We start from the raw sequence: 376 nt of genomic DNA on the forward strand, positions 1-376 counted from the left end.
TCACGAATACAGGCCAAAGCTTGTGCAGCAAAAGCTTCATTTAACTCGATTACTGACATGTCCTCAAGGGTTAGGCCTGTTCTTGCCAATAGCTTATTAACTGCGTCGACAGGACCAATACCCATATAAGTTGGTTCAACTCCCGCTGTTGCCATTCCAACAATACGTGCAATTGGTACCAAGTTGTTTTTTAAAGCTGCACTTTCACTTGCAATAATCATTGCAGCAGCTCCATCATTTAACCCAGAAGCATTGCCTGCTGTTACAGAGCCGCCATCACGAAAAGGTGCTTTTAATTTTTTTAACTTTTCAATATCTGTATATGGACGTAGATGCTCATCATCATTAATTTGAGTCACTTCTCCGTGGTTGCTTT

The 376-nt window shown here is 41.2% G+C and carries 1 protein-coding gene; it reads right to left on the bottom strand.

Features of this window, described 5'->3' with window-relative positions:
- The coding region (locus CWB66_RS22000; RefSeq protein ID WP_502705313.1) for a thiolase family protein at positions 1 to 359 on the bottom strand (359 nt) is incomplete at its 3' end.
- Between the last annotated feature and the right edge of the window lie 17 nt (positions 360 to 376).

Origin of the sequence: Pseudoalteromonas sp. S558, from assembly GCF_005886635.1 — a bacterium.
GTDB classification, from domain to species: Bacteria; Pseudomonadota; Gammaproteobacteria; order Enterobacterales; family Alteromonadaceae; genus Pseudoalteromonas; species Pseudoalteromonas aliena.